The following is a 21,162-nucleotide window of genomic DNA, read 5'->3' as shown; positions in this document are numbered from 1 at the left end:
ATTCTAGAGTTAATTTCCTCTTTCTCATCGTGACGGTATCAGTAAGAGAATAAGCTTCGTTGATGAGGTCAATTGGAAGTAAGTCAGACAAAGTCTCAACGTTGCTAGGTTTCCAATCATTAATTATGTTTAGAGCTTGAGAAACATCCATAAAAAAATCCAAGTGCATTAAATACACTTGGATTTTGACAGCTCTGAAGGATCGTTCAACCGATCACTTTGGCCTTAACTGATCGGCATTACTCCCGCAGGAAGCCTTTTCTTAAGAGTAAACTGTGGATTAGTTTACGCCACGAGATTTCAAGAATTCAGCATAAGTGCCTTTGAAATCGGTCAGTTTGTTATCACGGATTTCAATGATGCGCGTTGCCAGTGAGTCCACAAATACGCGGTCGTGAGATACGAAGAACAGAGTTCCTTTGTAGTTCTCCAAAGCCGTGTTGAGTGATTCGATCGATTCCATGTCCATGTGGTTGGTTGGCTCATCCATCAACAGCATGTTTGGCTTATGCATCATTAGTTTACCAAGCAACATACGACCTTGTTCACCACCAGAGATGACCTTAACGGATTTCTTGATGTCATCTTGGCCAAACAACATGCGCCCTAAGAAGCTGCGGATCACTTGCTCGTCATCCCCTTCTTGACGCCATTGGCTCATCCAGTCAAACAGGTTCATATCTTCGGCAAAATCGTGCGCGTGATCTTGAGCGTAGTAACCAATGTTCGCGTTTTCAGACCATTTATAGCTGCCGCTACGAGGCTCAAGTACACCCGCTAAGGTGTTAAGCAGTGTCGTTTTACCGACGCCGTTTTCACCAATGATCGCTACGCGTTCGCCCACTTCAAAAATGGCGTTGAAGTTACTGAACAGATCGTTTTCAAAACCTTGGCTAAGGTTTTCAACTTCTAACGCGTTACGGAACAACTCTTTCGATTGTTCAAAACGAATGAAAGGGTTTTGGCGGCTAGACGCTTTAACTTCGTCCAATTGGATCTTGTCAATCTGCTTAGCTCGTGACGTCGCTTGCTTCGCTTTAGATGCGTTCGCAGAAAAGCGTGCAACGAAAGTTTGCAGTTCAGCAATCTGTGCTTTCTTCTTGGCATTATCAGAGAGCAGACGAGCACGCGCTTGCGATGCCGCTGTCATGTACTCGTCATAGTTACCCGCGTAAAGACGTAGTTCACCATAATCCAAGTCAGCCATATGTGTACATACGCTGTTTAAGAAGTGACGGTCGTGCGAGATGATGATCATGGTGCAGTTACGTTGGTTTAGCGTATCTTCTAGCCAGCGAATGGTATCCATATCCAAGTTGTTGGTTGGTTCGTCAAGCAGCATGATGTGCGGTTCAGCAAACAAAACTTGCGCCAATAGCACACGCAGTTTCCAACCTGGTGCCACTTCGCTCATCAAACCAAAGTGCTGTTCAAGAGGAATGCCTACTGCAAGCAACAATTCACCGGCTTTAGACTCGGCCATGTAGCCGTCCATTTCTGCGAATTCAGTTTCGAGATCCGCAACCTTCATGCCATCTTCTTCGGTCATTTCAGGCAGAGAATAGATACGGTCACGTTCTTGTTTAACTTTCCACAACTCTTTGTGGCCCATGATTACCGTATCGATAACCGTGAACTCTTCGTAAGCGAATTGATCCTGATTTAGTTTCGCCACACGTTCGTTAGGATCATAGCTAACGTTACCACTCGAAGGTTCAAGCTCTCCGCTTAGAATCTTCATAAATGTTGACTTACCACAACCGTTAGCGCCAATCAGGCCATAGCGATTACCTTCGCCAAACTTAACGGAAATGTTTTCAAACAGAGGCTTTGCGCCAAATTGTTGAGTGATATTCGCGGTGGAGATCAAAACCAGTACCTTAATAAATGTGAATTGTATAAAAAACTGCGCAACGTTACTTGTTCAAGGCTCGAACTGCAAGCGATGTTTTTGTTTCACTGCCCTCGTAGTGCTAGTAACTCGCTCATTTAATGCCTACCTGCCACTGATCATAAGTTTCGAGAGAGCAATCACATCCCCTGCGCTGGTTTTTGATACTTATTGATACATCTGCGACTATCACTGCAAACCTATAGGATACCCGTATGATTTCAGTTGCTTTGGTGGATGACCACCTCATGGTTCGCTCTGGTTTTGCACAACTGTTATCGGTTGAACCAGACATTCATGTCCACAGTGAGTATGGTAGCGCGCGCGAAGCATTTCGTGCGCTGGTGAACGCTTCTATCGATGTGGCAGTTATCGACATTTCAATGCCCGACGAAAGTGGGCTTGTGTTGTTAGAGAAACTGCGCCGCGCTCAGCCGGACTTTAAAGCCATCATTCTCTCTATTTATGATTCAGCGTCCTTTGTCAGTAAAGCGCTAGAAGCTGGCGCTTGTGGTTATTTATCAAAACGTTGTGGGCCTGGGGAGTTAGTGAGCGCCATTCGTACCGTGGCTAATGGTGATCGCTATTTGTGTGCCGATGCCTTAATTAACCTAAGCAATGCTTCAGGTACGCCATCTGTCCTTGAAGGGTTAACTAAACGCGAAAGAGAGGTGTTTGATCACCTGATTTTAGGCAAAGACGTCAAAGAGATTGGTTACGATTTATCAATTAGCCACAAAACGATTCACGTGCATCGGGCAAATATTTTAAGCAAACTGGGGCTTACCAACAATGTGGATCTCATCCGCTTTGCTATTACTCACCAACTGTTGGTTAACGAGACGTTATAGAAGCGACTATGCATTTTCATCATCGATTTTCTGAAGCTTTACCTCGGTTGTCTCTTTCCTCTGGCTTTAGCTATGCATTTGCATGCGTTTTGTATTCAATTGGTTGGTTTTGTTTATGGAACATCAGCCGCTACTTAACTCCTGATTTATTGCTGGCTGGTCTGTTTTTGCCCACAGGCTTAAAGCTGGCCACACTCGCTCTTGCACCACGTCGTTTTTGGCTTGGGATCACTTTATGCGAAATGGCTATAGTGGCGTTGCTCGGGCATGTGTTGGCTATCGCTGCTCATGAATATCTATTACTGCTGTTTGCATTGATCTCTTATTGGCTGGCGATTGCCTTTCAATCTCTCTGGACATCACTGCACGTTTATTGGAAAAAACTGTTGGCGCTTACCGGGTTGACGGTCGTTTACGGCATCTTATGTGGAAGCTCGGTTTTGCTGTTGGTCAAACCGCTCAACCTCGAACTGCATTACGTGGCACAAGCGACCGTTTCAGCTCTGACCGGCGGTATACTGCTCACTCCGTTCTTATTTCTCCTGTACGATTATCTACATCAGCAGATCTGGAGACCACTGTCACCCGATCTTATTCATCAGGACGTAACACTTCGCCCCTCTGCGTTGCTGTGGTGTTTGCTTTTTTTTAGTGGCGGATTGATCGCGGAGTTAACCTTGCTAGAGCAGCTCAAACCGATCGCCCTGCTCATTTTCCTGCTTCCCAATATTTTTATGGCTTATAAATACGGTTGGCAAGGCGGCGTATTGGCTAGTCTAATGAACAGTATTTTGCTTGCTACGGCACGGCAAATGACAGGTTCATTTGAATCCGATATTGAACTACAAAGTTTTATAGCGACGCAGGCTTTTGTTGGTTTAGGGCTTGGTATCGCGATTAGCCGTCAATATTTCTTGGCGCAACGCTTAGCTAAAATTAACCAAAAGCTGGCAATCGAACTCGCGAACAAACAGCAACTGGCTCGGCAATTAGTCAAGGTTGAAGAGCAAATCCGAAAATCAGTTGCACGCGAACTGCATGATGAAATTGGCCAAAATATTACCGCGATACAGATCCAATCCATGCTCGCTAGTCGCTTGGCACAAAATGAAAAACAAACCAACATCGCTGAGACGATCAACACGCTCGCGCTACGAATTCACTCATCGACACGTCAATTATTAACCGAGCTTCGCCCTCATGCGCTTGATGAATTGGGGCTTGAGAGTGCAATTCGGCAGCTTGCAAGTGAAATGAAATTTGCGGAACGACACGTCGATTTTCGTCTGAATTTCGGAATTTTTGCAGAGCGTTTAGATGACATTACGGCCGTTACACTGTATCGAATTATTCAAGAGCTGCTTAATAACGTGTGCAAACATGCACAAGCATCAGCCGTGCAATTAAGCCTTGTTCCCGGTGACATGTTCAGTGTCGAGCTGCGTGATAATGGCATTGGTTTAGCTTCCGATTGGCGCAGCAAAGGCCAAGGCTTACTCGGCATCGAAGAACGCGTCAGCGCACTGGGTGGCACATTTTTAATTGAATCGCAGCGTAGCCAAATACCGCTTGGGACGCGCATAACTGTTAACTTGCCCACAAAACCGCTCACAATATCAACAAACTAGGAAAATTTCCTAGTCACTTATAACTTTGTCTCATTCATTTGGTGAATCACTCCGATACCATCTCTTAGCACTAGGGAGAAACATTGCATGCTGGGTTTTCTGATTTCAAAACCGACATCAGCACCTATAGAACCACAGGACATTGATGCAACCTATCGTTACTGGCGCTTGCATTTAATGTTATCGATGTACGTCGGCTATGGGGTGTTTTATTTCACACGCAAAAGTCTCAATTTTGCTATGCCTGCGATGCTTACTGATCTCGGGCTTGAACATTCCGATGTGGGTCTGCTTGGTACGCTCTTTTACATGACTTACGGTTTGTCAAAGTTTGTTTCTGGCATGGTCAGCGACCAATCAAAACCGAGTTACTTCATGGGTTTGGGGCTGGTTGCAACGGGCGTGATCAATGTGCTGTTTGGTTTGAGCTCTTCCCTAGCCGCATTTACCGTGCTTTGGACATTGAACGCTTTTTTCCAAGGTTGGGGATGGCCGCCGTGCGCTAAATTGCTCACTACTTGGTATTCCCGATCTGAACGTGGGTTTTGGTGGTCTATCTGGAACACTTGCCACAATTTAAGTGGCGCGCTCATTCCGATCAGCATTGGTTTTATCGCTGTGACTTTTGGTTGGCGGTACGGATTTATTGCACCGGGTTGCTTGGCGATCATCGTTGGTTTAGTGCTCTGCTTTCGCATGCAAGATAAGCCCACAACGTTAGGGTTACCCCCAGTGGGTGAGTGGCGTAACGATGAATTAGAAAAGCGCCATGAGTCTGAAGGTAAAGGGCTGCCATTTCGCCAAATTTTAAGTCGTTACGTGCTAGGGAATAAGTACATTTGGCTGTTATGTAGCTCCTATCTACTGGTGTATGTGGTGCGTATCGCGCTAAATGATTGGGGTAATTTATACCTCACTGAACGGCATGGTTATGAGCTTTTTTCGGCCAACGCTGCCGTATCAATGTTTGAAGTCGGAGGATTTTTAGGATCGCTATTTGGTGGTTGGGGCTCGGACAAATTTTTTAAAGGCAATCGAGCGCCGATGAACTTGATTTTTGCGCTAGGCATTTTCATTTCAGTGGCCGCGTTATGGCTAACACCGATTGACAACTTTGTGGTGTTGTCGGGCTGCTTCTTTTCCATCGGATTTTTTATTTTTGGTCCGCAAATGATGATAGGAATGGCCGCCGCTGAATGTTCGCACAAGAATGCGGCTGGAACCGCGACCGGTTTTGTCGGCTTATTTGGCTATCTTGGTGCAGCGTTAGCCAGTTACCCATTGGCTGTCATTATTGAACAATTTAGTTGGGAAGGATTTTTCAGTGTCATTACCCTCTCAGCCGCACTGATTGGATTACTGATTTTGCCCTTTTTAAAAGCGCAGCAGCGTGCAGGGAATGCCGTCACTATGTCATAACCTTTCCTCACGTTGTTTTCTGATTTCGCTGTGTCATGCAGCAAAAACGAAATCACAGGAATGTGATGAAACTTAACGCTGCCCTACGTCTACGTTAAGTAATGAAAATAACAAGAGGAAACAGACATGAAAGATAGATTACCTCGCAGTGTACTTGCTACCTGCATTCTCGGTGCTTCGCTTGCCGCGCCTCAAGCATTTGCTGAAGGCCGACTCGTGGTTTATTGCAGTGCCACTAACGCCATGTGCGAGACAGCGACTAAAGCCTTTTCTGATAAATATGACGTAAAAACCTCTTTTGTTCGCAATGGCTCTGGCAGCACGCTGGCCAAAATCGAAGCAGAGAAGAAGAACCCACGCGCGGATGTTTGGTATGGCGGCACGTTGGATCCTCAATCACAGGCGGGTGAAATGGATCTCTTACACGCTTACCAATCCCCGCAGCTTGAATTCATTATGGATGGATTTAAAGATCCAGCGAAACGCAAAGGGAACTACTCTTCGGCCGTTTATATGGGTATTTTAGGTTTTGGGGTGAACACTCAACGTTTGGCTGAAAAAGGATTACCGATCCCGCGCTGCTGGAATGATTTAACCAAACCTGAATATAAAGGAGAGATTCAAATCTCTGACCCACAAAGTTCGGGGACTGCCTATACCGCATTAGCCACCTTCATTCAACTTTGGGATGAAGATAAAGCCTTTGATTATTTCAAAGCACTCGACAAAAACGTCTCTCAATACACCAAATCAGGTGTTACCCCTTCACGTAACTCAGCGCGTGGTGAAATTGCGATTGGTATTGGTTTTTTGCATGACTACTCACTCGAACAATCGAAAGGAGCACCGCTGGAGCTGATTTCGCCTTGTGAAGGTACAGGTTATGAAATTGGTGGTGTGAGCATTATCAAAGGGTCGCGTAACCTTGATAACGCGAAACGGTTTGTTGACTGGGTCATGTCAAAAGAAGGACAAGAGCTGGCATGGAAAGAAGGTCAATCTTTCCAAATTTTAACTAACACTCAAGCGGAACAATCCCCCAACGCCCTCGACCCTAAAAAGTTAACCTTGATCGATTATGACATGGATACCTATGGATCCTCCGATGAACGTAAGCGATTGATTAATAAGTGGGTTAATGTCGTAAAAATGGGTGAATAGCCAACGCACTCCCTTATCTTAGCCTCGATGGGCAGTGCCTACTGCCCTTTTTATAAAGCCAATACCAGGCTTATCACTGTGTGGCTACAAATAACTTTGGTACAGAAAAATGAATGAATTTACAGCAGGCACTGCACCACATCGGCCGCTAAAAACCTCGCATAGGGACCCGATTTTTTATTGGATCCTGACGTTATTGTGTGCGTTTGTGCTGTTGCCCTCTTTTGCACTTGATTACGGAGTGTTTGATTCAACATCGCAAGAGTTTTATGCCGCTATGGGTTGGAGCCGTGCCAATATTTCTTGGTTATGGTTTGCGCTTCCGGGTGTACTTCTCATTCGCCCTTGCTATGCAGGTAATAAGTACGCCAAACACCGTCACTATTTTGATATCGGTTATTCAGCGGCATGCATGTTTTTCGTGTTGGTCAGCTCTTGGTATACTCAGCAAGGTTTAGGTTATTCAACCATTGCACTATTTATTGCCTTAAGTGCTGTCATGACATTAGCATTGGCTCGTCTTGAGTTTTTGGGCGGTGACAGCTTCGTGATTGGTGCTCTGATCTCGATTATTCTCTTGATCACGATTTTTATTATCTTTCCGAGTATCGCCATCTTTGTACCGATGTTCCAAGATGAAATGGGGAACTTTGTTGCGTGGCAATTCATTGAAATTTTGAGCCGAGCGCAGATCATACAAATTGTTTGGAACTCCGTACTGCTTGGCGTATCTGTGGGTATAGGTGCCACTTTCTTTGGTTTGATCTTTGCTATCTATACCACACGCATTGCCACTCGCTCCGCTTTCATTGCGCGAATTTTTTCTATTCTTCCCATTGTGACTCCCCCTTTTGTCGTTGGGCTTGGGGTGACTTTAATGCTTGGGCGCTCCGGTTATATCACCGAACTCATGGTGGATTGGTTTGGGTTACAACAGACAAACTGGCTGTATGGTTTTACAGGCATTTGGATGGCACAAGTGCTCGCCTTTGCTCCTATGTCATTCATGATTTTAGATGGCGCGATGAAATCCCTACATCCATCACTGGAAGAGGCGTCCTACACACTTCGAGCCAATCGTTATCAAACTTTTTTTAAAATTGTCATGCCATTGCTCAAACCTGCTTTGGCCAACAGTTTCTTAATCATCTTTGTCCAATCACTGGCCGACTTCAGTAACCCGCTTGTACTTGGGGGCAGTTTCGATGTGTTGGCCACTCAGATTTACTTCTACATCGCAGGAGCTCAATTAGATTACGCTTCCGCCAGCACACTTGGGGCCGTCTTGTTGCTATTTTCGTTGGCGATCTTTGTTGTCCAATATCTGTGGATAGGAAAGCGTTCATACGTCACCATTTCCGGCAAATCATATCGTGGCGATGTGCAAGCGCTGCCTACCTTACTTAAACATACGGTTTCGGCACTGCTCTATTTTTGGATGGCATTTAACATCTTGCTTTATGGCAGCATCATCTTCGGCAGCTTCACCGTGAACTGGGGTGTGGATTACAGCTTAACGCTTAAAAACTATATTCATCTGTTTGGCATGGGAATGAGTGAAGGTGCTTGGCCATCACTCATCACGACGATGATTTATGCCGGCGTTGCAGCGCCATTGACCGCCTTCTTTGGTCTGTTGATTGCGTATATCGTTGTCCGTCAGCAATTTTACGGTAAGAAAGTGATTGAGTTTGCAACCATGCTTTGCTTCGCCGTTCCGGGCACGGTTGCGGGGGTATCTTACATTCTTGCATTTAATGATGCGCCTATTTACCTCACCGGTACCGCAGCCATTGTTGTGATTTCCATGGTGATGCGTAACGTGCCAGTAGGTATTCGCGCAGGTATTGCAGGGCTAGGCCAACTTGATAAATCGCTCGATGAAGCGTCACTCAGTTTGCGGGCTAACTCCTTTAAAACCATTACTCATATTCTGTTGCCGTTATTACGACCAGCAATTCTCTCAACACTGATTTACAGCTTTGTTCGAGCAATGACGACCGTCAGCGCCATTATTTTCTTGGTGACGCCAGAAACACGGGTGGCAACGTCTTACATCCTGAATCGTGTAGAAGATGGTGAGTATGGAGTTGCGATCGCATATGGCTCTATTTTGATTGTTGTGATGTTGGCTATTATTTTAATTTTTGATTTTATCGTTGGTGAGGCACGTGTTTCTCGTTCTAAAGCCAATAACCAAGAATAACCATTGGAGATATCACCATGGAAAATGAAAACTTTGTTGTTTTAAAGAATGTCTGCAAGCGTTTTGGCGATAAAACCGTCATTGGTAATTTGGATTTAGAAATCAAAAAAGGCAGCCTTGTAACACTGCTCGGCCCTTCAGGATGTGGAAAAACGACCGTGCTGCGTTTGGTCGCAGGGCTCGAAAAACCAACCAGCGGCCAAATTTTTATTGATGGTGAAGACGTCACGAGTACCTCCATCCAGCAACGTGACATCTGCATGGTGTTTCAATCTTACGCTCTGTTTCCTCACCTTTCCTTACATGACAACGTAGGTTATGGCCTAAGAATGATTGGCTTGAGTAAAGATGAAGTGAAACAGCGAGTGGATGAAGCCTTGAAATTGGTTGATTTAGAAGGCTTTGGGGAACGTTACGTTGACCAAATTTCAGGAGGTCAGCAACAGCGAGTAGCGCTCGCTCGCGCGTTGGTGCTTAAGCCTAAGGTATTGCTATTCGATGAGCCGCTCAGTAACTTGGACGCCAATTTAAGACGCAGCATGCGTGAAACTATTCGAGAGTTGCAACAGCGTTTTAATATCACCTCTTTGTATGTGACGCACGATCAGGCTGAGGCCTTTGCCGTTTCTGATACTGTGATTGTGATGAAAGATGGCGACATCATGCAGCAGGGGTCACCAACTCAACTGTATAAGCACCCAACCTCGATGTTCATGGCCAACTTCATGGGCGAAGCCAATATTTTTGAGGGTCAATATGATGGTGAACATTTGATCATCAATGGCTATAAGATCCCCGCTAATGATGACAGTGTCACGGCTTTGCCTGCGGGAAATTATCAAATTGGTGTTCGACCAGAAGCTATTTTGCTCTGCGCGGACGGTGATGCCTGCCAACAGTGTCAAATTACCAGTATTGCTTACATGGGGTCGATGTATGAAGTGTTGGTTAAATGGCACAACAAAGAGCTGTTACTGCAACTCAACTCGTCACAATTTGACCCCAGTTACGCTGATCACCCTTACCTGACGATCAACCCCGTTGGGTTATTCCTACTACCTGAAGATGCTTAATACTGCTTAGCTTGACCAAACGCCTCCAAACGAATGGAGGCGTTTGTGTCTTAGTGAGAGCAATGAAAAAGATCCACCCGCACAAGTGAGATTGGTTATAATCATCAGCCCGTTAGCACCAAGGCATGAGTTGGGTTATCATCCTTACCTTGGTTTGTCGCCACTAAAAATGGGCGAGTGATGCTCAATCAATGAGTTTAACTTGTCTGTACGGCGCTCTTCTCATCGCACAATTAAGAGACATTTCATGTTACTTCCCACACAAACAAGTTGGGTTATTTTAGCGGGTGGGCAAGCCAGCCGTATGGGTGGACAAGACAAAGGGCTGATTGAACTCAATGGCCAACCTTTGATTCAACATGTCATGAATAAGCTTAAGCCGCAATCTACTAGCCTGACGATTAACGCTAATCGTAACCATGCACAGTATCGTCAGTTTGCGCCTGTCATTTCCGATACCATGGCTGATTACCCTGGGCCACTCGCTGGAATTCAGGCAGGGTTAACCCATGCACAAACCGATTGGGTAGGATTTGTCCCTTGCGATTGCCCGTTGATCAATGACGATCTTGTTGCGCGTTTTTGCCATGCTGTTCAAGACTCGCATGATATTTTAGTCGCCCATGATGGTCACTTCGCTCAACCCGTATTCACCCTTATTCACCAACGTGTGCTGCCAACACTGACTGCATTTTTAGAACGTGGCGAGAGAAAAATCACCCGTCTTTATCAAGAATGCCACACAGATTACGTTGACTTTAGCGACTCGCCAAACTGCTTTTTTAACCTCAACACGCCTCAAGATCTGGCACAATTTGGAACTTTGACATCATGAAATATCAAGCGCCTTCATGCCCTTTACTTGGTTTTGCGGCCTACTCTGGCACAGGAAAAACGACCCTGCTTGAAGCCTTATTGCCCAAGTTAAGGGCAGCAGGCCTAACATTAGGCGTACTTAAGCACGCGCACCACGATTTTGATATTGATAAACCAGGTAAAGATAGCCATCGGCTGCGTAAAGCGGGGGCAAGCCAGATGTTAGTTGCATCGCGCTATCGTCATGCCATGATGACTGAAACGCCAGAAGCCGAACCCGATTTTGAATATCTTTTATCTCGCTTTGATTGCGATAAACTCGACGTAATTTTAGTTGAAGGGTGTAAAAACCTCGCCTTTCCAAAAATTGAATTGCACCGTGCTGAAGTGGGTAAACCTTGGCTATATCCAAATGATGAAAATATCATCGCTATCGCCGCGGATGAAGTTGTGAAAAGTGCTTTACCACAGATGAACATCAATGATCTCGATGCAATAGCGGCGTTTGTGATTGAATATGTACAGCGTTGTAAATGAAATATCCTGCGCTATTTCGGTGGTGAAAGCGTGACAATTATCCCACTTAAAGGCAAAATCTAGCCCATTACATGTTGGTTAGTCATGTTTCAGCGCTACCAACGCCCCCATTTTCAATTGGTTGATAGTAAGCGATCAGCCTTTGTTTATTTTCCCGAAATTGGGAATGACGATTTTAGAGAGATGATCATGGCTCGCACCATTTTGTACACTTACAAAAATGAAGATAAAACGCTGACTTTTTCTTACGAAAAGCATCACAACATTCAAGAAGCAGTAGCCGAAGCAGAAGGTATTGATATTACTGATTTTTTAAAAATGGAACAGCAGCTGGAAATGATTTCTGACGCAAAAGCGGTACGCAATTACCGCGATAACCACTTTAAAAAGTTAGGTTTTAGCAAGCTAACACTGCAACAAAAAGAAAACGTAGGTGTGGGTAAAAAAGGTGCTAACACCAAATAAACAGAACTTAGGTTAAAGAGTTAACTTTTGACTGATATAAAAAAGGGCCCGTTTGATTATAGGCCCTTTTTGTTTGATTTTATGATTTGATATTAAGGAAAGCCGCACCACGTACGCCGCCTGAATCACCATGTTTTGCTTTGATGATCTTCGGACATTTCGCGACAGAAAGCAGGTATTTCGGTACGCGTTTAGGCATCTCTTGGTAGATCAATTCAAAGTTTGATAAACCGCCACCGAGTGCAACAACGTGTGGGTCATTGGCTGTGAAGATGTTGGCAAAACAGATGGCAAGTAGTTCCATAAAGCGCTCAACATGCTCAACGGCTTTCGCTTCACCTGCTTCATTAGCGTGAATGATATCAATCGCTTCTTTGTGCTCGCCATAATAGTGCTCGTACAATAGCTCAAAACCGCGGCCAGAGAGATAACTGTCTAAGCATCCTTTCTTGCCACAACCACAGCCGAGCATCGGCGCGTTATCGCCAAGATGTAACCATGCATCAAGAGGCAGACGCATATGACCAAACTCCCCTGCTACGTGGTTACGACCAGAGAATACTTTCCCTTCATAGATAAGGCCGCCACCAAAACCTGTGCCGAGAATTAGGCCCATAACCGAAGGCTCATTTTTCAGCTCATCGTCCCATGCTTCAGAAAGCGCAAAGCAGTTTGCATCGTTTTCAATCTTCACGCTGCGGCCAATTTTTGCTTCTAAATCAGCACGCAATGGTTTGCCTTTTGCAGCAGGAACGTTGACGGTTAATACCGTAGCATCATCAGCATCTTCCATACCTGGTAGGCCAAGGCCTATTTTGCCTTCCACACCCAATTGCGCGTCATATTTATTCACCAACTGCGCAATGGTTTCAACTAGCAGATTGTAGTCGTTTGTTGGGGTAGGAACGCGCTCCGTTGCTACGCGTTCTAACTTCTCATTAAACGCACCAAACTCAATTTTAGTGCCACCGACATCAAAGCCGTAGTACATGCAATCTCTCCTAAAATTTGCTCATCAATGAGCTAAAAATAAAACTTTGGGCATTATCCACAGAGCTCAGCCTACAATCCGTGACCGAGTACCAATTTATCTGGTCTATAGGTTCGATTGAACAATTACTCATCACCGAATCGATCAACTTTAGAGTCACGTCTCGCTTTGCTGCTGGTCGATGAAACGTTTCAAGACTGGCCTGCTCAAATCATGCTTTAGGCGGGTTTTACTCAGCAAGTAACTTTCCCGAAACACTTCAAACCATTGGCTTAATAGCAGAGAGGCTTGATGCTCACCCACTTCAGCCAATACCAATGACGCCACTTCAGCCGTTGATAAATGCTGCTCATTATCAGATTTACGCATCATATATTGTGATACGCTTTTAGGTGCGATAGACATCACCGGAAGCGCATCCAAATAAGGTGATTTGCGAAACATTCGTCTTGCCTCGCGCCAGCTTCCATCAAGCAATATCAACAGTGGTTTGCGTTTATCGTGCGCGCTGGGAGGGCTTTGCATTACTCGAGGCTTTTCATCCACATACTCTTCGGGAAAAATGACGACTGGTTGATAAGCGGGATTATTCAACAGTGCTAGTATTTCCGCGTGAGGTTCGGTGCGATTCCACTGATAAACGTAAGTTTCTTTAATCACATCGGCAATTAGTCGACCAGTATTACTGGGTTTAAATACTTCATTTTCAGAAACCAGCAGTAATACTGCGATATCCGTATCCATATCCGGTTGATGGCCGCATAAGCAGTATTGCGTGGCGACCTGACAATAGGCGCAACGTTCAACTTTCGCACCACGAGCTTGAAAAGGTTTGGTCGATAACGCTAAGCGATGTTGGAACAAATGGTTAAATGCGTGGATTCTCATAAATCAGGGCGGCAAGCTGGAAAGTGCTGCCGATTGTACTTACAGTACAAGCAGATTCCTAGCACAAGACCATTGAAGATGAGCCATTAAGCATGAACCTGAACCCTGAATTGATCCGTTTGAGCGTATTTTTCGCTGTATTTATGCTTTGTGCGCTGTGGGAATGGTCTTGCCCACGTAAAACACTCACCCAAAGTAAAGCCACTCGCTGGCTGAATAATTTAGGTTTGGTTGGTTTAAATAGCGTGTGCTTATCGCTATTGATGCCAGTGTTAGCCATTGAAGCGGCTTATTGGGCGCAGCAAGACTCGATTGGTCTTTTTAATTGGGTGGATTTACCACAAGTGGCTGAAATTGCGCTGTCAGTTATTATTCTTGATGGCGTGATTTACGCCCAGCATGTGCTTTTTCACTTCTCTCCTTGGTTATGGCGTTTACATCGCATGCACCACGCTGACCAAGATATTGATGTGACCACTGGCTCGCGGTTTCACCCATTCGAAATGATTCTCTCTTTGTGGATCAAAATCACTTGCGTGATCATGTTGGGTGTCAGCCCATTCGCGGTATTGATATTTGAGGTTGTGCTCAATGCGAGCGCGATGTTTAACCACAGTAACGCAAAATTACCGTTGAAAATGGACCGTTGGCTTCGCTGGTTGGTGGTGACACCTGACATGCATCGGGTGCATCATTCAATCATTGTGCGAGAAACTCACTCCAATTTTGGTTTTTTCTTGTCATGTTGGGATCGGCTATTTCGTACTTATCGTGCGCAGCCAGAATTGGGCCATAAGCAGGTCATTATCGGCCTACCACTCTTTCGAGAGAAGCGTGAGCAGTGGTTGGATAAAATGCTTACCCAACCATTTAGAAAAAAGTGACAACGTCATGAAAATACAGAAATTCGCACTGGATAAGCTAGTTGAGCGTATATTTATGCAACATAGCCTGCTGTTCACCCGCAACTTCAGCCACCTGCTCTGAACTTTCGACCATGGCTTCAAGCTGTAATTTAGTTTGCTCACCTTGCGATGAAACTTGGCTGATAGATTGGCTTACATCGGCCGTCGCTCGCTCTTGCTCTTCTGTTGCAACGCTTATCTGCTCAACTCGAGCACGAATCTGTTCCACTGCTTTTTCTATCTGCTCAAATGTTGTTTTGACTTCTTGACTCGATTGCAGCGCATTACTCATCTCTTGGCGCGAATCCGATACCGCTTGACGAGAGCGCTGCGTTGCATTGGTGAGTTCATTCATCATGTCTCGGATATTGGTGGTTTGCTGTGATGTATCGCTGGCCAATTTTCGTACTTCATCGGCCACAACCGCAAAACCACGCCCTTGTTCGCCAGCTCTTGCTGCTTCAATCGCGGCGTTCAACGCCAGTAAGTTGGTGCTGTCAGCAATACCGCTGATCATATCCACCATCTCGCGAATTTTCTTCACGCGCTGGTCAAGCTCGTGCATTGCTTCATCGTTTAAATGCAGTGTATTTTCAAGAGATTCCAAGCGAACACGGTTTTGTTCCACTACTTTCACCCCTTGCGTAGAAAACTGGCTGGCAGCCACTGATTCTTCATAAGATTCACTGGTCACAAGCGCGATATTCCGAATCGCCGATTCCAACTCACTCACGGTGGAAACCATGTTAACCAACGAATCATTTTGTGCGGCTAAACTGCGGTTGGATTTATCGGCTGCATCGTGACTGGTTTCGGCATTTTGGTAGAGCATTTCACAATTGCGCGTTACGGTAGAAATTGAATATTTTGTTGATTCAATAACTTGGTTTAGTTGTAGAGCAACTTCTTTAAATTCACTCGGGCCAATCAAGCGAGCGGGTTGAGAAAAATCGTGTTGAGTTAATAATGCAAGCTTGGCCAATAAGTTATTCAGCCCCAGCTTTAGCCAGTGGCGTAACCCTAGCCATGCAAGTAAAACCAAAGCGACCAGAATAATGCCGCCAGTATATTGTACTTGCTTAACCATTAGCATTGCGTCATGAACCACGTTCTCACTGTGTTTGATCAACTCACTTGCGGTGGCAGAAATCGTATTTAGCAGTGCTACCGTGTCTTTGGCTAGCTGCGCAGCTTGTGCCATTTCTTGTCGCTGCTGCTGTGCTTGCCCAATTTTATTTAAGATCAGTGCTAAAATGCCATGCTCAACAAAACCCGCTTTAACCATTTCATAAGGTGCCGTCAGGCTTGCAAACTCCATAACATCAGGATGCCACTCTTTGAAATCATCAAAGGCTAGCTCAATTCCTGCCATGCGATTACGGATTTCCTTAAATTGCACTTTGGCCTGTTCAGGATCGCTTTGCATCATTAACAGTAAGAAGGTACTTTCCATCGAACTTGCACTGGCAATAAAGCGGTTAGCCGCATCCATCGATTCCGGGTTATCTAATGCGAGAAATGAACTGATCCGGTTCATCTCCGGTCCAATGGAGCTTAATCCGTAACGAAACGCGGTGGCGGCGTTATCGATAGCATTCTGCTGTTCAAGCAAAGAGGCCTGCGTTGATAAAATAGAATAGGTGAGCTGCTGAAATGCCGCACTTTTGCTGCGTAACGACACTTGATGATCTTGAGTAATCGCGTTACCGATACGAGTAGCGATGGAGAAAAGTTGGTCAATAAGTTGGTCCGTCTGCTGGTTTAACTGGCTTAATTGCTGGTTTACCGCTTCTAATTCTGCCGATTCCGTTGTGCGAATGCCATCGCCGAGAGATTGTACTTGTTCTAATATATTTTGCGTCAACCTTGCATTATTTAATGCCAAAGGTAGTGTTTGTTCAGACAATCCAGAAAACTGTAGCCCTACCTTATCGATGCTTTTTAAACTGGTGATGGATAAAAGGACCACCAGTAACGTCATCGTGATGAAAATGGCACTGATGGTTTGAATCAACGACAGTGAATGTCGATTATTTATTGAGGAATTCATGATAAATGCAACTAAGTGATTAGAGAATGTGTTAAGGCTCAACCATAGTAGGAATGCAATATTTCAAAAATGTTTCAGTTACATTTCATTGGGATGATAAATGATTAAAAGTCCAATACTCTTCGCATTATCAATAACTAGTGTGCTAACGGGTTGCGTAGGATCGCCTATTTCGTCCAATTCTGGCCCTACTTATGTTACTCAAGAAGAGATTCTGTCAATTGTCCAAGATAAAGACGATGGATTAGGCACGGTTTTTCAGCGCTGGCAAGGAGTGCCGTACCGATTAGGTGGTGAAACGTTGAACGGAGTCGACTGCTCAGCATTTGTGCAAATAGCGTTTAAAGATGTATGGCAGATCCCTCTACCACGAACCACACGCTCACAGAGTCAAACGGGGTTTGAGGTAAGTTATCAAAATGCGCAGCGCGGGGATTTGGTCTTTTTTAGAACATCAAGGACGAGCAATCATGTTGGAGTCTATCTAGGAGACAAAAAATTCATGCACGCCTCTACGTCTAAAGGTGTGATGATCTCAAGAATCGATAACCCCTATTGGGCTTCTAAATTCTGGCAATTTAGGCGGATTATAAGCCCGCCTAACTCTGATTAGTCATACTTCAATTAGTCGTACTTCGCAACGGCAGTATCGAACAGATTCTTCACTAAGGCGATGTATTCATCAAGAAAAAGGATCTGTTCATTGGTCGCAGGTTTACTCCAAACACCCGCCAATACTTCACCAAGATCTTCCACTACAGAATCGGCTTCTTTGAGCAACTGGAATCGAACACTGGAATGTAGCTCAGGGTTTTGTTCAAAAATAGCCATGATGTTGCTTGAAACCATGTCGGTCACAACATCTTCTACACTTTCAGCGCCAATATCTCCGCCTGATGTGAACACATCCATATTAAAAGAGAGATGCTCTATCAGAGCCAAATAACCATCGGTTTCTACAACCACTTTAATTCTCCGCTTTACCGCTAAATTGCTAGTAATCACTGTACCTTCAATAATACTAAGCCATGTCAGCCCATTTTCACAGATTTGATAGTTTAGACGTTCAAATTTCCCGCGATTTCTTGATAAGCATCTATTTCACGAGCATTTATTTTCCCCAAAGTAGGATACGCCATCCTATAAATTGGGTTACTAGTACCGAAGCAAGATCAACTTATGGAAAATATAGCGTTATTTTTAATACTATTTCTGTATTCGCATCTGCAAATTCTTGCACTTAATCACATTTATGAGCATTGGTGCTCCCTCAAAAGGAAAGTGGCTAAATTATGTGTCACGCACTTCTGAAATATTCGTAACCATGACCTAAACTACGAATTATTAAGTAAATCAAGGCAGAGGTCGTTATGTGGCAAACTCTCATTCAGCAGTTATCCGATACGCTCATGTTTGAATTTAACCCTGTTGAAAAAGAAAAAGTCAGCGGTGGTGACATTAGTGATTGCTACATGATCAGCGATGGCGAGCAACGCTATTTTGTTAAAGTAAACACACGAGACTTCTTAGCTAAGTTTGAGATTGAGGGTGAAAACCTACGTTCGCTTCGTGAAACGTCAACAGTACAGGTTCCCGAGCTAGTGATGATTGGAACCAGTAAAAATCATGCTTTCATTGTTCTAAACTATCTACCAACCAAACCCCTAGATAACGCGACGAACAGCTATGAGTTCGGTGTACAACTGGCCAAACTGCATCAATGGGGAGAACAAAAAGAGTATGGGTTTGATGCAGACAATTATATTGGTTCCACTTTGCAGCCAAATCCGTGGGACAAAAAATGGGGTCGTTTTTTTGCGGAACAACGTATCGGCTGGCAATTGCAATTGTTGCGTGAAAAAGGAATTGAGTTGTTTAATATCAGCGAGTTGGTCGATGTTGTCCAATCTCGCTTAGCTAACCATAGCCCTCGCCCATCTCTGCTGCATGGAGATTTATGGCACGGGAATGTGGCAAACTCTGTATTTGGTCCAATTTGCTACGATCCCGCCTGTTATTGGGGTGATCGTGAATGCGATATCGCAATGACAGAGTTATTTGAAGGTTTTCAACCTGAGTTTTACCAAGGCTATGAGAGCATCTTACCTTTGAGTTTGGACTATGTGGAACGTAAGAATATTTATAACCTCTATCATGTCCTCAATCACTACAATCAATTTGGTGGCCACTATCTGGTCGAAGCGGAAAGTTTGATCAAGAAAATCCTCTCCTTTTAACGGTGTAAACAACCGAGCTGTATAGACAACAAATGAGCCTTAATAAATGGCTCTTTTGTTGTTTTATGGGCCAATTCAAAGTTTGAACTTAATTTGCCGCTTAAAGGAACTTAGCGACTTAGTATTAAGGTATCTCCAAGGATGTAAGGAAAGAGATATGAAAAATTATACGGAAAGAATGGTCAACTGCCCTCACTGCGGTCATTCCATTCGGATCACCCTAGATGCATCAAATGGTAGCCAAGAGTTTTATGACGATTGCCCTGCCTGTTGCCATGCGATTCATCTCAATATGATGGTCGATGAACGTTTGGACAAAATAGAGTTGTTTGTTGATGCCGATGATGAACAAATCTTTTAAAAAGTGAGCGCTTGGCAAGCGCTCTTCTTAATGGTTACGTGCAACACGCCAAGCCCCCCTATCTAGCCTAATCAAGCTTTGTCTGAAATAGATTTCACCGCATATAGCGCGACGAGCAACCTTCCAAATAAACATTAGGTAATTTCATCAGTTTTTCATGGAGCTTAGTGTGACATTTCTTTATCATCCATGCCTACGCGATAAGTTGATTATTGGTCGCGATTTTTGCTTGTCCTTCCTCTGGAGATATTTGTGCATCGTTATAAACAAGAAGCTTCAAATTTAATCAAATTGGCAACACCTGTGTTGATTGCCTCTATTGCTCAAACTGGAATGGGCTTTGTAGATACCGTCATGGCAGGTGGTGTGAGTGCGATTGATATGGCTGCGGTATCGATCGCAGCGAGTATTTGGCTACCTTCGATTCTGTTTGGTGTTGGGTTGTTAATGGCGTTGGTTCCTGTGGTAGCGCAACTCAACGGATCAGGGCGGCAAAAGAAAATTCCTTTTGAAATACAGCAAGGCGCAGCGCTAGCGTTGTTTGTCTCTATTCCCATTATTGGTGTTCTTTTTCAAACTCAATGGATTTTGGGGTGGATGGATATTGAGCCGTTGATGGCTGAAAAAACTAACGGGTACATGTACGCCGTGATGTTTGCCGTACCTTCTTATTTACTATTTCAAGCATTGCGCAGTTTCACGGATGGTATCTCACTGACGAAACCCGCCATGGTGATTGGTTTCGCGGGCTTATTAGTTAACATTCCACTTAACTGGATTTTCGTATACGGAAAATTTGGCGCACCAGAGCTAGGCGGTGTGGGTTGTGGTGTGGCGACGGCAATTGTCTATTGGTTGATGTTTTTTATGCTGCTGTTTTATGTCGTCACTTCTAAACGCATGGCGCACATTAATATCTTTGGTGAATTCCATAAACCACAATTGAAGGCGCAAATTCGCTTATTTAAGCTTGGTTTTCCTGTGGCGGCAGCGATATTTTTTGAAGTTACTCTATTTGCTGTGGTCGCATTGCTGGTCGCTCCACTCGGTTCATTGGTGGTGGCGGCTCACCAAGTCGCTTTGAATTTCTCATCATTAATTTTTATGTTACCGATGAGTATCGGCGCGGCAGTGAGCATCCGTGTTGGCCATAAGCTGGGCGAAAAAAATATTGAAGGGGCAACCATCGCTTCGCAGGTTGGCTTGTTAGTCGGTTTATCTACTGCAATTATCACAGCGACGTTAACGGTCCTATTTCGTGAATATGTGGCTTTGCTTTATACGGAAAACCAAGCCGTTGTAGCCATGGCGATGCAGTTGCTTATTTTTGCGGCTATTTATCAATGTATGGATGCGATTCAAGTCGTTGCAGCAGGAGCGCTACGTGGTTATAAAGACATGACGGCTATTTTTAATCGTACCTTTATCGCTTATTGGATGATTGGCTTGCCAACCGGCTATGTATTAGCAATGACAGATTTCATTGTCGAACCTATGGGTGCCAGTGGGTTCTGGATAGGATTTATCGTTGGCTTATCCTCTGCTGCTTTAATGCTGGGTATCCGCTTACACTGGATGCATCAACAAGCCGATAGCGTGCAACTCGATTTTGCATCGAAATAACAGCTTGATTCTCTGAATTTCAACGTGGCGAAAAGGCGTTGCGATGAAATAATAAGGTCA

19 protein-coding genes and 1 pseudogene are annotated in these 21,162 nt (G+C 44.6%); 14 read left to right on the top strand and 6 right to left on the bottom strand.

Annotated elements, in window-relative coordinates; translation table 11 throughout:
- Together AACQ42_RS08195 and AACQ42_RS08190 are read right to left on the bottom strand one after the other, a co-directional pair.
- A partial coding sequence (locus AACQ42_RS08195; RefSeq protein WP_176429627.1) for a transposase domain-containing protein occupies positions 1 to 151 on the bottom strand: 151 nt, incomplete at its 3' end.
- A 129-nt stretch (positions 152 to 280) separates the two neighbouring features.
- Positions 281 to 1,870: an ABC-F family ATPase gene (locus AACQ42_RS08190; RefSeq protein WP_017042874.1), complete on the bottom strand. Its 1,590-nt coding sequence runs from the start codon at positions 1,868 to 1,870 to the stop codon at positions 281 to 283.
- A 236-nt stretch (positions 1,871 to 2,106) separates the two neighbouring features.
- On the opposite strand from AACQ42_RS08190, the gene AACQ42_RS08185 reads away from it, so the two are divergent.
- The 9 genes and pseudogenes from AACQ42_RS08185 to AACQ42_RS08145 all read left to right on the top strand — a co-directional run bounded on the left by AACQ42_RS08185 (position 2,107) and on the right by AACQ42_RS08145 (position 12,047).
- On the top strand, positions 2,107 to 2,742 hold the full coding sequence (locus AACQ42_RS08185; RefSeq protein WP_013856877.1) for a response regulator: 636 nt from the start codon (positions 2,107 to 2,109) through the stop codon (positions 2,740 to 2,742).
- Positions 2,743 to 2,750: 8 nt separating this feature from the next.
- Entirely contained in the window at positions 2,751 to 4,370 is a 1,620-nt protein-coding gene (locus tag AACQ42_RS08180) for an MASE1 domain-containing sensor histidine kinase (protein WP_094166336.1), read from the top strand.
- Between the two features lie 87 nt (positions 4,371 to 4,457).
- Complete coding sequence (uhpC, locus tag AACQ42_RS08175; protein WP_094166335.1) at positions 4,458 to 5,789, top strand: MFS transporter family glucose-6-phosphate receptor UhpC; 1,332 nt, start codon at positions 4,458 to 4,460, stop codon at positions 5,787 to 5,789.
- A 126-nt stretch (positions 5,790 to 5,915) separates the two neighbouring features.
- Positions 5,916 to 6,950 (top strand): ABC transporter substrate-binding protein, encoded by a 1,035-nt coding sequence (locus AACQ42_RS08170; RefSeq protein ID WP_013856874.1) that lies wholly within the window; start codon positions 5,916 to 5,918, stop codon positions 6,948 to 6,950.
- A 109-nt stretch (positions 6,951 to 7,059) separates the two neighbouring features.
- Entirely contained in the window at positions 7,060 to 9,156 is a 2,097-nt protein-coding gene (locus tag AACQ42_RS08165; protein ID WP_026027999.1) for an ABC transporter permease, read from the top strand.
- A gap of 17 nt (positions 9,157 to 9,173) precedes the next feature.
- The gene (gene fbpC / locus AACQ42_RS08160) at positions 9,174 to 10,229 is read left to right on the top strand and encodes a ferric ABC transporter ATP-binding protein (protein WP_094166334.1); all 1,056 of its coding nucleotides are present in this window, start codon (positions 9,174 to 9,176) and stop codon (positions 10,227 to 10,229) included.
- A 247-nt stretch (positions 10,230 to 10,476) separates the two neighbouring features.
- Complete coding sequence (gene mobA, locus AACQ42_RS08155; RefSeq protein ID WP_094166333.1) at positions 10,477 to 11,064, top strand: molybdenum cofactor guanylyltransferase MobA; 588 nt, start codon at positions 10,477 to 10,479, stop codon at positions 11,062 to 11,064.
- Positions 11,061 to 11,573 (top strand): annotated as a pseudogene (gene mobB / locus AACQ42_RS08150) (molybdopterin-guanine dinucleotide biosynthesis protein B); the annotation flags it as partial. The gene mobA and the pseudogene mobB, both read left to right, overlap by 4 nt.
- Positions 11,574 to 11,771: 198 nt before the next feature.
- Positions 11,772 to 12,047 (top strand): DUF2960 domain-containing protein, encoded by a 276-nt coding sequence (locus AACQ42_RS08145; RefSeq protein ID WP_026027239.1) that lies wholly within the window; start codon positions 11,772 to 11,774, stop codon positions 12,045 to 12,047.
- A gap of 79 nt (positions 12,048 to 12,126) precedes the next feature.
- Here AACQ42_RS08145 and nagK read toward each other — a convergent pair whose 3' ends face one another.
- Positions 12,127 to 13,038 carry an N-acetylglucosamine kinase gene (gene nagK / locus AACQ42_RS08140; RefSeq protein WP_094166332.1) on the bottom strand — a complete coding sequence of 304 codons (912 nt, stop codon included), beginning with the start codon at positions 13,036 to 13,038 and terminating at the stop codon, positions 12,127 to 12,129.
- 156 nt (positions 13,039 to 13,194) lie between these two features.
- Positions 13,195 to 13,926, bottom strand: coding sequence for a tRNA-uridine aminocarboxypropyltransferase (locus AACQ42_RS08135; RefSeq protein ID WP_094166331.1), 732 nt, complete (start codon positions 13,924 to 13,926; stop codon positions 13,195 to 13,197).
- 92 nt (positions 13,927 to 14,018) lie between these two features.
- Between AACQ42_RS08135 and AACQ42_RS08130 the strand changes: the two genes are divergently transcribed.
- Positions 14,019 to 14,810, top strand: a complete 792-nt coding sequence (locus AACQ42_RS08130; protein WP_094166330.1) for a sterol desaturase family protein — start codon at positions 14,019 to 14,021, stop codon at positions 14,808 to 14,810.
- A 37-nt stretch (positions 14,811 to 14,847) separates the two neighbouring features.
- On the opposite strand, the gene AACQ42_RS08125 is transcribed toward AACQ42_RS08130, so the two are convergent.
- On the bottom strand, positions 14,848 to 16,923 hold the full coding sequence (locus tag AACQ42_RS08125; protein WP_094166329.1) for a methyl-accepting chemotaxis protein: 2,076 nt from the start codon (positions 16,921 to 16,923) through the stop codon (positions 14,848 to 14,850).
- A 58-nt stretch (positions 16,924 to 16,981) separates the two neighbouring features.
- Here AACQ42_RS08125 and AACQ42_RS08120 point away from each other — a divergent pair, with 58 nt between their 5' ends.
- Positions 16,982 to 17,494, top strand: a complete 513-nt coding sequence (locus AACQ42_RS08120) for a C40 family peptidase (protein WP_094166328.1) — start codon at positions 16,982 to 16,984, stop codon at positions 17,492 to 17,494.
- An 11-nt stretch (positions 17,495 to 17,505) separates the two neighbouring features.
- On the opposite strand, the gene AACQ42_RS08115 is transcribed toward AACQ42_RS08120, so the two are convergent.
- The gene (locus AACQ42_RS08115) at positions 17,506 to 17,847 is read right to left on the bottom strand and encodes a DUF3802 family protein (protein WP_026027237.1); all 342 of its coding nucleotides are present in this window, start codon (positions 17,845 to 17,847) and stop codon (positions 17,506 to 17,508) included.
- A 404-nt stretch (positions 17,848 to 18,251) separates the two neighbouring features.
- Here AACQ42_RS08115 and AACQ42_RS08110 point away from each other — a divergent pair, with 404 nt between their 5' ends.
- The 3 genes from AACQ42_RS08110 to AACQ42_RS08100 all read left to right on the top strand — a co-directional run bounded on the left by AACQ42_RS08110 (position 18,252) and on the right by AACQ42_RS08100 (position 21,102).
- Positions 18,252 to 19,118, top strand: coding sequence for a fructosamine kinase family protein (locus AACQ42_RS08110; protein ID WP_017042505.1), 867 nt, complete (start codon positions 18,252 to 18,254; stop codon positions 19,116 to 19,118).
- A gap of 157 nt (positions 19,119 to 19,275) precedes the next feature.
- Positions 19,276 to 19,479, top strand: coding sequence for a CPXCG motif-containing cysteine-rich protein (locus AACQ42_RS08105; RefSeq protein WP_010320526.1), 204 nt, complete (start codon positions 19,276 to 19,278; stop codon positions 19,477 to 19,479).
- A gap of 252 nt (positions 19,480 to 19,731) precedes the next feature.
- Positions 19,732 to 21,102, top strand: a complete 1,371-nt coding sequence (locus AACQ42_RS08100; RefSeq protein ID WP_026027236.1) for an MATE family efflux transporter — start codon at positions 19,732 to 19,734, stop codon at positions 21,100 to 21,102.
- Positions 21,103 to 21,162: the final 60 nt, after the last annotated feature.

It is taken from the genome of Vibrio sp. V12_P9A6T4 (genome assembly GCF_963874835.1).
Lineage (GTDB): Bacteria > Pseudomonadota > Gammaproteobacteria > Enterobacterales > Vibrionaceae > Vibrio > Vibrio anguillarum.
Note: the sequence above shows the minus strand (reverse complement) of the source record. Positions and strands in the feature narration are given on the sequence as shown.